This is a genomic window from Rhizobium sp. PEPV16 (genome assembly GCF_008919455.1).
Classification (GTDB): Bacteria; Pseudomonadota; Alphaproteobacteria; order Rhizobiales; family Rhizobiaceae; genus Rhizobium; species Rhizobium leguminosarum_Q.
Window position 1 is genome coordinate 37,925 of record NZ_VSZV01000320.1, and the last position, 9,166, is coordinate 47,090.

The following is a 9,166-nucleotide window of genomic DNA, read 5'->3' on the forward strand; positions in this document are numbered from 1 at the left end:
CGAGGACTTCTCGATCTGCTGCATGGCGGAGACGGCCTTGCGGACGACCTCGCCGGATTTTTCGGCGCCGAGGCGGGTACGGGCAACGAGCTGGCTCGCCTCCTCGGCGCGCTTGGCGGCGTCGCGCACTGTCGTGGTGATCTCCTCCAGCGCTGCTGCCGTTTCTTCGACGGAGGCCGATTGCTGTTCCGTCCGCTGGGAAAGCTGGTCCGCGGAGGAACGAATCTCGTTGGCGCCTGCGCCGATCGCCCGGGCATTGGCGCCGACCGTATGCATGGTTTCGTTGAGCTTCTCGACCGAGTTGTTGAAATCCTCACGCAGCGCATCGAGATGCGCGACGAAGGGCTCGGCAATATGCGAGGCGAGATCGCCGGCGGCAAGGCGACGCAGGCCGTCGCCGAGTGCGGTGACGGCGCGATCGAGTTCGGATGCTTCGCGGGCCTTCTGCGCCTCACGGTCGCGGCGCTCGCTGTCGCTGACGTCGCGGTCTGCTTCGGCACGCGCTTCGATCCGGGCGCGCTCGATCGCGTTGTCGCGGAAGACCGAAACGGCCTTTGCCATCTGGCCGACTTCGTCGCCGCGGTCGAGGCCGCTGACATCGCTTGTCGTATCGCCCTCGGCAAGCCGCGTCATGCGCTGGCGCAGCTGCATCATCGGGCCGGCGATGCCTATCTGGGCCACGACCACGCTGAAGCCGACGGCAGCGAGAACGGCGATGCCGATCAGAACGAGACAGAAGACGATTCGTTCGTTGACGGAAGCCGAGAGCGCGTCGCCGCCATCGTTGAGCATCGCCATCATCGCATCATTGTTGGCGATCATCTTCGGCGTCAGTGCATCGAGCTTGGCATTGATCAGGGCAACATTCGTCTGAGCGCCGGCGCCGTCCTTGGCTTTGCTCTGTTCGATGATCTTGTTCGCAAGCGTTTCGATCTCATCGATGCCCGCCTGGATTTCATCGATCGCCGGCTTGCGGCTGGGCACCAGCGCCAGCGCCTGCATCATGCGGTCACGCGCCTGTGGCAGCTTGCTCGGTGTGGCGAGCGCCTTCTGGAATTCGGGCGTATCGGGCTTCATGTCGGCAAGCAGGCTTACCTGCAGCACCGAGGCCACTGCCGATGCGCTGGCGCGCGCGCTCAGCATCGAGGCCTGCGCCTCATGATCGATGAAGGCGCTGTAGGCGGCGTCCGCACGGCGGAACTCGGAAATGACGTAGATCAACCCGGCCATCGTGATCAGCCCGAGCAGCGCTACGACCGATATGATTTTTGTGCGGATTTTCAGATGTTTCAGCATGGAAATGTCACCCGATTGACGGGGCGTGCTCGCGCGCCCGGTGCTTTTGAAATCAATTGCTGCAGAAAAAGCGCTGCTTCAATATCGCGGTTTAGGGATTACGTTTGGGCTGACGCTTGCATCATGCGATCGGCTGGCGGGGTCCGATGTCGTCGCAACAAATAAGAGGCGATATTCTTTAATTCCGCGCTAACACGAGGCGGCGGTTGGCTATGATTTTTAGGGGCTGAGAGGTTGCACTTTAACCTAGCGCGTATGAGAGGCACCGAGGATCAAGTCTCGGAGCGCCGGCATTCATATTCCCCGCCACGCGTGACTCTGATACATCTTGCCGACGCCGCACGCTTCGCGCTTAACCCAGAGACCACGATCACGATGATGCAATCCAAGCTGGCATCCCTGACTCTGAAGGGTTTTTTCACGCTCGGCCTGTTTTTCGGCGCGCTGCTTTCAAGTTTTGCCGCGTCGGCCCAGCAGGCTGCACCTTCGCTGCCGCTGCTCTTCGATGCGCGCGAACGTCTTGCGAGGCCCGATCTCTCCTCTCTGGTGCGCCTGCGCTTCCTGACGTCGGTCGATTTCCCGCCCTTCAATTTCAGCGATCAGAACGGCAAGCTTTCCGGTTTCAATGTCGACCTCGCCCGCGAAATCTGCAGCGAGTTGGAGATCTCAGACAAGTGCCAGATCCAGGCGCTCCCCTTTGCCGACCTTAGGGATGCGCTCGCCGCCTCACAGGGCGATGCCATCATCGCCGGTCTTGCCGTGACCCCGGAGCTGCGCCGGCAATTCGTCTTCTCCAGACCTTATCTGATGCTGCCGGCGCGCTTCGTGCGCAATCTCACCGTGCCGCTCGACGGAAAGACCGCTGCCGCGCTTTCCAGCCATCCGGTCGGCGTCGTCAGGGGGACGGTGCATGAGGCGATGCTGGCCGCCTTTTTCCCCACGCTCAAGGCGGAGCCGTTCGATACGAAGGACGCCCTGCTTGCGGCGCTCAAGGACCGCAAGGTCGATGCCGCCTTTGCCGATGCGCTGCAGCTTTCCTTCTGGGTCTCTTCGCCGGCCTCTGCCAAATGCTGCGCGCTGTTCGACGGCCCCTATCTCTCCGAGCATTTCCTCGGCGAGGGCATGACGATCATGCTGCGGCAGAAGGACAGCGTGCTGACGTCAGCCATCGACCACGCGCTCGCCACGCTGTCGCGCAACGGCCGCCTCCAGGAAATTTATCTGCGGTATTTCCCCTACGGGCTTTATTGAAGCCGCAGTCCAAATTGCTCGCCCTCAGCCCTTGCGGAAGCGGGCAATCGCACTGCGCTCGATCGCCGCGCAGGTGAGCTTGTCGAGGCTGAGGCGGTCACGCAGCAGGCTGAGCAGGCGCAACTCCTCCGCCTTGACCGAGAGATCGGCGGAGGCCACCTCGACGGCCAGCGCATAGGCGGTGTCGTAGAGCTTTGCGGGAAGGGTGTCGCGCACGGTTTCGAGGACGACGTCGAGGCCTTCCGGCCCGGCCAGCAGCGCGGCGCAGTCGCGCGCCACCGAAATCAGCTTGTCGTCGTCGAAATCCCTAAAAACGGGCAGGAATCCGATCAGTTGGCCGATCCTTGTCATCTCCCTGTCGTTCATCGTGCTGTCGACGGCGGAGGCCATCACCATCACGTAGATCAGCGCATCATGGGCGGAAAGCGGCTTGTTCATCTCTGATTCCTTTTTCGGTCAGCCGAGATTAGGAATTGGCGACAGCCATTACAAGGGATCGGCCCGATCCGGGCTGTCCGACCGCTGTCGCCCGCCGGTTTAATTGCGGCGCGGATCATCGCCGTAGAGGCCTTTTCCCGCCTGCATGGCCTTTTCGGCGGCGGATGTAAGCGGCGAACCCACTGCTGCTTCCGCCCAGCCGTTTTCGGCGAGCCATGAGCCGAGATCCTCTGTGCCGAGCCGGCAGGCAGTCGTTACGGTTTCCTTCCATTCCACCGTCTCGAGATCGCAGCTGACGCTGCGGTTGCGCAACAGCAGGCGCAGCGCCGTCTTTGCCATCATGCCGCAGGGCCATTGCCGGCCCGTCGGGCCGCATATCCTGTCGGTCGGCGTCGGCACGATGCCGGCAATCTGAAGCCGGCGCTCGCCAAAGGAAAGAATGCCGGCATTGTCGACCATCGGCCGCGCCAGCTCCACCGCCTTTTTCGTAGCCGGACTTGCAGTTTCCCCGACCGGCGTCTCCGCTTGTTGCGGCACATCGGCCGGTTTGGGTGCCTCGCCGTCGCCTGGCGCCGGAGAGGGCGGAGTCGTCGGCTCCACTGAGCGAGCGATCATTTCGGCACGGTCGTCCGAGATCGTCGCACGTTCGCCGGCTTTGGGAGCAGCATCCGCCGCTGCCGTCACCGTCTCCTCTGCGGACGCCGTCTCTTCACCGGCCGTGCCGCCGCCAAGCCTTGCTTCGCCTGCCAGCAGCAGGCCGGCCACCACCGCCATCCCCGTGATACCTGTGATGAAGGCGGCAGGGCGCATGGAATATCTTCCTATTGGCTGGCCCAGATGATGCGGGCGATCCAGTCGATGTCGGAAAGCTCGAGGGTGCGGTTGGGATGTTCGGGATTGAGCGACATCAGCTCGATCGACCGCGGGCTCTGGCGCAGCAGCACCTTGGCCATCACCTCACCCTCGTTTGTGCGCACGACGACGCGGTCGTTGCGGCGCACCTGTGCCCCCGGCTCGACGATCAGCACGTCGCCGTCGCGGTAGAGCGGCATCATGCTCTCGCCCTGCACCTCCAGCGCATAGACGCCGGCTTTCTGTGCCGGGGCCGCCGGAAATTCCACCACGTCCCAGCCCTGGCCGGCCGGAAAACCGCCATCGTCGAAGAAACCGCCTGCTCCCGCCTGGGCGAAGCCGAGCAGCGGAATAGAGCCGCCCTGCTGGGGAAACGCGCTTTCCTGCTGCCCGGCCGGCTGTTTGGAAAGATCGGCATCCGGCCGCATGAAGGCCAGAAGCTCCTCCATGCTTGCCCCTGTGGCATCGAGCACCTTGGCGATCGATTCCGTCGAAGGCCAGCGCAGCCGCCCGTCGGCAGAAAGCCGTTTCGATTTGTTGAAGGAGGTCGGGTCGAGGCCGGCGCGGCGCGCAAGTCCGGATGGCGTCAGCTCGTGCCGTTCGGCAAGCCTGTCGAGCGCTTCCCAAATCTGGTCGTGTGACAGCATGCGCGCGATTCCGTCGCGGCTGATTTCAACGCCGCGCTTCAACCCGGCGGAATATTAATCGACCGTGCCCTCTGAGTAAAGATGAAAGAGGAATAAAATCCTGTTTCCAAAGGGAAATGTATCGCTCAGGCAACCATCGCCATATTGATCTTGCCGAGCTGGATGACGGCCTGCGTCCGGCTGTCGACGTCGAGTTTCAACAGGATCGCCGAGACATGCGCCTTGATCGTCGCCTCGGAGACGCCGAGTTCGTAGGCGATCTGCTTGTTCAGCAGTCCCTCGCCAAGCATGGTCAGCACCCGGCTCTGCTGCGGCGTCAGCGTATGCAGGCGGTGGATCAGGTCGGCGACGTCGGGATCCTGCTCCTGCCCGTCGCGATAGCTTTCCGGCGTGGCGATGTCGCCGGCAAGCACCGTCTGGATGCTGCGGCGGATGTCCTCGATGCCTGAGGATTTCGATATGAAGCCGGAGGCACCGAGTTCCAGCGCCCGGCGGATCGTCGTCGCATCGTCGGTCGCCGAGACGATGACGATCGGCAGGCTGGCGAATTCGGAGCGCAGCGCCATCAGGCCGGAAAAGCCGCTGACTCCGGGCATGGCGAGATCGAGCAGCATCAGGTCGGCATCCGCATGGGCGCCGGCTGCCCGGCGCGCGGCGGCGAAATCGCCGGCCTCGACGATCGACTGCCGGCCTTCCATGCCGATCACCGCCTGGCGCAGCGCGTCACGGAAAAGCGGATGATCGTCCGCAATGATGATGGTCTGTTCCTGCATCGAAAACTCCCTCCCAAGAGCCCGATCATGCCGGCATGTGCCTCCGCCCCTCCGCGTTGCATACCGGCTTGCTCATAGTGACTATATCAGATCAGGTCTTCTGCGGAAGGGGATTGGTGTTTTCCTCGGCCTGGAACTCCTTCACCATCCCCATGAAACTCTTCATCATCCGCTCCATGATGCTGATCGAACGGTCGACCTCGGCATCGCTCGGCAATGCGCGCTGGATGACACCGCCTTGTTCGAGCGCCGTCACCCGCTTTGCCAGCCGGTCGAGTTCGTCCTCATAGGCCGCCCGCTCGTCGGCTGCCATCCGGCAGACGAGGGCGCCGTCCTTGTCCTGGCAGATCGACATGGCTCCGGTCTGCCGGTCGAGCCGGACGAAATGGTCGCCGCTCTTCTCCAGCTGGAAGCGGCTTGCATCGGCTTCGACGGCCGCCGCGGCCAACGGCATCAGAAAAACGCCAAGTGTGATAACGAATGCCTTCATCGTCTCATCCTCCGGATTTTCTGGAGCATGATGCCGAAAAGTGTGCGCGGTTTTCGGACGACATCATGCTCTAATTCTGTTCCAGCTGTCCCGTTTTTCGGCGCCGAGGCGTGGACATCGCCGCCTCTTTCCGGCAAAGCCCTCGTGACCGAGGAAACAGCCTATCGTGAGGCCATGATGACCCTGACACCGACCCTTTACAAGATCGTGACGGAAACGCTCTGGCAGCAAGCCAGACAAACCGGCACTTTTCATGGCGCCGGCATCGATCTCAAGGACGGCTTCATCCATTTCTCGACGGCGAAACAGGTGAAGCAGACCGCCGCCCTGCATTTTGCCGGCCAGTCCGGTCTGCTGCTAATTGCCGTCGATGGCAGCCGCTTCGCCGACAAGCTGGTCTTCGAGCCCTCGCGCGGCGGCGATCTTTTCCCGCACCTCTACGCCGATCTGCCACTTGCCGCCGTGCTCTGGGAGGCGCCGCTGCCGCTCGACGAAGCCGGCGCCCATATCTTCCCGGTGCTCGCGCCATGATCGATCCCTTCAAGCGTCTCGCCCGCAAGGGTCTCTTCCTGTTCGATCCGGAAACCGCGCACGGCATGTCGATCGCCGCCTTGAAATCCGGCCTCGTGCCGGCCTGCCAGATCACGCCCGATCCGCGCCTGCGCCAGACCGTTGCCGGCCTTACCTTCGAAAATCCGCTCGGGATGGCCGCCGGCTACGACAAGAATGCCGAAGTGCCGGAGGCGCTGCTGAAGCTCGGCTTCGGCTTTACCGAGATCGGCACGGTGACGCCGAAGCCGCAATCGGGCAATCCGCGCCCGCGCATCTTCCGCCTGGTGGAGGATGAGGGCGTCATCAACCGTCTCGGCTTCAACAATGAAGGCCACGATGCCGCCTTCGGGCGCCTCGCCGCGCTGAGGGGCGGTGGCATGATCGGTGTCAATATCGGCGCCAACAAGGACAGCCAGGACCGCATCGCCGACTATGTCGCCGGCATCCGGCGCTTTTATTCCGTCGCGCGTTATTTCACCGCCAACATCTCCTCGCCGAACACGCCGGGCCTGCGCGACCTGCAGGGGCGCGAAAGCCTTGCGGTGCTGCTGTCATCAGTGCTTGCGGCGCGCGACGAGATGGCGGGAACATCCGGCCGGAGGATCCCGGTCTTTTTGAAGATCGCCCCCGATCTGACCGAGGAAGGCATGGACGACATCGCTGCCGAGGCGCTGTCGCATGCGCTCGACGGTCTGATCGTCTCCAACACCACGCTGTCGCGCGACGGCCTTAAGGATCAGCGCCAGGCGAAGGAGGCGGGTGGCCTTTCCGGCGTGCCGCTTTTCGAAAAGTCGACGGCGGTACTCGCCAGGATGCGCAAGCGCGTCGGTCCGGCCCTGCCGATCATCGGCGTCGGCGGCGTCTCCTCGGGCGAAACCGCGCTGGAGAAGATCAGGGCGGGTGCCGATCTCGTCCAGCTCTATTCCTGCATGGTCTATGAAGGCCCCGGCCTGGCCGGCGATATCGTCCGCGGCCTCTCGAAACTCCTGGACCGCGAAAAGGCCGCCTCGATCCGCGACTTGCGCGACACCCGGCTGGATTACTGGGCAGCGCGAAAGGTCTGATCGGCCCGTCGCCTGACCAGCATCGCCAGGAAGAAACCGCGGAAGAGCAGGAAGGCGTTCATCGCCAGCCACAGGCCGTGATTGCCGAAGAGCGGCACGAAGACCGCGAGCATCAGGAGATAACCAGCGAAGGACATCAGCATTCGGTTGCGCATGTCGGCCGACCATGTGGCGCCGATGAAGACCCCGTCCATCACGAAGGCGAGCGCGCCGGTCAGTCCGGTGATCGCTGCCCAGGGCAGATAGGTTTCGGCCGCCTGCCGCACATCGGGTGAGGTCGTCAGCACCGAGATCAGCCAGGGGCCGGCGAGGAAGAAGACGGCGGAGCCGAGCGCCGCCAGTCCGAAGGACCACAAGGTCGTCAGCTTCAGCCCGCGGTCGAAGGCCGGCCGGTAATGCGCGCCGATCGCCCGGCCGATGATCTGTTCGGCGGCATTGGCAAGCCCGTCGAGATAATAGCCTGATAGTAGGAAGAAATTCATCACCACCGCATTGGCGGCAAGCGTCACCGCGCCGAAGCTGGTGCCGATCCGCGTCATGATGGTGAAGGCGCCGATCAGCACGAAGGTGCGGATCAGGATGTCGCGGTTGAGCGCGAAAAGCTCGGCCAGCCGGTGCCGGGAAAAGACCTCGGACCATGCCGGCCGCGCTGCCTTGCCGAAGCCGTTGAGCACGATGACAAGCCCGGCGAGCGCGCCGACGGTTTCGCCGGCCATCGTTCCCCAGGCGACCCCCGCCACGCCCCAATCGAGCGTCAGGCCGAGATAGATGGAAAGCAGGATGTTGATGCCGTTGATGATCGCCTGCAGCAGCAGTCCGATATTGCCCTGTCCGCGCCCGAGCACGAAGCCGAGGATGGCATAATTTGCCAAAGCGGCGGGTGCCGCCAGCATGCGGATGGAAAAATAGGTGCTGGTCGCCTCGGCGATCGCGCCTTCCGCCCCCATCAGCCTCAACCCCGCCGTCATAAGCAGCGGCGAAAAACAGAGCAGCGCCAGTCCGCAGCCGAGCGCCGAAATCATCGCCCGGGAAAAGACCGCTTGCTGCTCGTGCTGGTCGTGACGGCCATAGGCCTGCGCCGTCAGCCCGGTCGTCGAGGCGCGCAGGAAGTTGAAGCTGCCGAGGATCAGATCGAAGAGCATCGCGCCGATCGCCAGCCCGGCCAGCGCTTCCGCATTGCCCATGCGGCCGACGACGGCGGTGTTCGTCAGCCCGAGCAGCGGCGTCGTCATGAAGCCGAGCGTCATCGGAATGGCGATCGACAGCACCATCAGGTGCGTCACGTCGAATGCAAGCGCGTTGTGATTGCTGCGTGTGTCCATGCCGGCCTCGTCGCGGCAGCGCCACACGCCGTTTCAGACGCGCAATAGACGCTGCATCACTTGAACTGCTGCAGGCGGAATCACCTCAGCTGGAAAGCACCATGGCCCAATAGGGCAGGTTCCTGGAAGATGTATTATGGGCGACGGCGACACCAAGGCCGCCGTACCGTCCAAGCATGTTTTCCAGGTGATGCGGCGAGTTGATCCAGGCCGTCACCACGGTATCGACGCTCTGCTGGCCCGACGCGATGTTTTCCGCTGCCGGCAACCGCACGCCGCTCGCCTTGACGCGCGCGCCAAAACTGTCGGTCATGCCCATGAGATGCGCCATCTTGCCGGCGCTCGCCATGCGTTTCGCCTGGAAAAGAGCGGCAGTACTCGCCGCCGGATCGACGGCAAGCGGCGGCAGGCCGTTTTTGGCCCTGAGCTGGTTGACGAGCGGCAGCACGCTTGCCGTCTCGTCTTCGCCCTCCGACGGCGT

The 9,166-nt window shown here is 63.6% G+C and carries 11 protein-coding genes; 3 read left to right on the forward strand and 8 right to left on the reverse strand.

Annotated elements, in window-relative coordinates:
* On the reverse strand, positions 1 to 1,296 hold a 1,296-nt coding region (locus FY112_RS20475; protein WP_246700714.1), incomplete at its 3' end, for a methyl-accepting chemotaxis protein.
* A gap of 375 nt (positions 1,297 to 1,671) precedes the next feature.
* Between FY112_RS20475 and FY112_RS20480 the strand changes: the two genes are divergently transcribed.
* Positions 1,672 to 2,547, forward strand: a complete 876-nt coding sequence (locus tag FY112_RS20480) for a transporter substrate-binding domain-containing protein (RefSeq protein ID WP_131627995.1) — start codon at positions 1,672 to 1,674, stop codon at positions 2,545 to 2,547.
* A 24-nt stretch (positions 2,548 to 2,571) separates the two neighbouring features.
* On the opposite strand, the gene FY112_RS20485 is transcribed toward FY112_RS20480, so the two are convergent.
* The 5 genes from FY112_RS20485 to FY112_RS20505 all read right to left on the reverse strand — a co-directional run bounded on the left by FY112_RS20485 (position 2,572) and on the right by FY112_RS20505 (position 5,747).
* Positions 2,572 to 2,985, reverse strand: a complete 414-nt coding sequence (locus FY112_RS20485; RefSeq protein ID WP_017958866.1) for a tellurite resistance TerB family protein — start codon at positions 2,983 to 2,985, stop codon at positions 2,572 to 2,574.
* A gap of 99 nt (positions 2,986 to 3,084) precedes the next feature.
* The gene (locus tag FY112_RS20490) at positions 3,085 to 3,795 is read right to left on the reverse strand and encodes a thermonuclease family protein (RefSeq protein WP_131627997.1); all 711 of its coding nucleotides are present in this window, start codon (positions 3,793 to 3,795) and stop codon (positions 3,085 to 3,087) included.
* 11 nt (positions 3,796 to 3,806) lie between these two features.
* The gene (locus FY112_RS20495) at positions 3,807 to 4,484 is read right to left on the reverse strand and encodes a helix-turn-helix transcriptional regulator (RefSeq protein WP_026158508.1); all 678 of its coding nucleotides are present in this window, start codon (positions 4,482 to 4,484) and stop codon (positions 3,807 to 3,809) included.
* A 125-nt stretch (positions 4,485 to 4,609) separates the two neighbouring features.
* A complete protein-coding gene (locus tag FY112_RS20500) occupies positions 4,610 to 5,257 on the reverse strand; it encodes a response regulator transcription factor (protein ID WP_003545225.1) in 648 nt (215 codons plus the stop codon).
* A 91-nt stretch (positions 5,258 to 5,348) separates the two neighbouring features.
* Positions 5,349 to 5,747: a hypothetical protein gene (locus FY112_RS20505; RefSeq protein WP_017958869.1), complete on the reverse strand. Its 399-nt coding sequence runs from the start codon at positions 5,745 to 5,747 to the stop codon at positions 5,349 to 5,351.
* Between the two features lie 177 nt (positions 5,748 to 5,924).
* Between FY112_RS20505 and FY112_RS20510 the strand changes: the two genes are divergently transcribed.
* A complete protein-coding gene (locus FY112_RS20510; protein ID WP_131628206.1) occupies positions 5,925 to 6,278 on the forward strand; it encodes a DUF952 domain-containing protein in 354 nt (117 codons plus the stop codon).
* Positions 6,275 to 7,363, forward strand: coding sequence for a quinone-dependent dihydroorotate dehydrogenase (locus FY112_RS20515; protein ID WP_131627999.1), 1,089 nt, complete (start codon positions 6,275 to 6,277; stop codon positions 7,361 to 7,363). The genes FY112_RS20510 and FY112_RS20515 overlap by 4 nt, the downstream gene beginning before the upstream one ends.
* Here the strand turns inward: FY112_RS20515 and FY112_RS20520 are convergent.
* Complete coding sequence (locus tag FY112_RS20520) at positions 7,339 to 8,685, reverse strand: MATE family efflux transporter (RefSeq protein ID WP_131628001.1); 1,347 nt, start codon at positions 8,683 to 8,685, stop codon at positions 7,339 to 7,341. The genes FY112_RS20515 and FY112_RS20520 overlap by 25 nt on opposite strands.
* An 85-nt stretch (positions 8,686 to 8,770) precedes the next feature.
* Positions 8,771 to 9,166: CAP domain-containing protein (locus FY112_RS20525; RefSeq protein ID WP_151519151.1), on the reverse strand; the 396-nt coding region annotated here is incomplete at its 5' end.